The sequence below is a fragment of the Vibrio sp. YT-19(2023) genome, assembly GCF_033337395.1.
Map to the genome: position 1 here is coordinate 1 of NZ_JAWOQN010000428.1, position 743 is coordinate 743.

1 protein-coding gene is annotated in these 743 nt (G+C 49.8%); it reads right to left on the reverse strand.

The genetic code is table 11. The features are described 5' to 3' along the window. Window positions 1-743 (reverse strand): sodium:solute symporter family transporter (locus R7E78_RS26335; protein WP_411913772.1); only part of this gene is annotated, 743 nt, incomplete at both ends.

Consider the following 743-nt stretch of genomic DNA (forward strand, 5'->3'; position numbering starts at 1 on the left):
CAAGGTAAACCGCATCGCTTGCTTTCGCACCCAATGATGAGTATTGCGTTGCTGCATCTGGGTACAAGATTGCTGAAGCCCAAGGTGGGATGAACCAAATTACCGCGCCAAATAGCATCATCACAAGCGCCATCAGCGCAGCTTTGCTTGCGTTTTTCGAATCTTTCGCGTTAAGGAAACGGTAAGACTCCTGCATGTTGTTGATACTTTGCAGCTGTTTCACTACGAAGAAGATGAACGTACAAACTAACAGTAGTGGGTAGTTCATATCCGGGCCCATGATGAAGCCACCAGGGAAGTTCTCAACGATCTCGCCAGGGCCACCAACGACGTACAATGCAACTGCCGCACAAGCAATGGAGATAACCGCAACAACCAGCGTTTGAATAAAGTCCGACGCCACTACGCCCCACGCACCACTCAGCAATGAGATAGCCAATACCGCAAGGCCAGTCACCCAAATGGTAGTCACGATGTCGGCATTAAATACCGCAGAAGCAAACACACCCAAACCGTTTAGCCAAACACCCGCGTTAATCACACTTAACGGAATGATTACCCAAGTGAAAAACTGCTCGTTAGTGTTACCAAAGCGGCGTTTTACCCCTTCAGTTGGTGTATCGACTCGCATTTGGCGGAAGCGGCGAGCAAAGTAGAAGTAAGCGAAAACGTACGCCACCATGTTGCCAACAAACACGGCCAATACCGCGAAGCCATCGTTAAACGCTTTACCCGCTGCACCG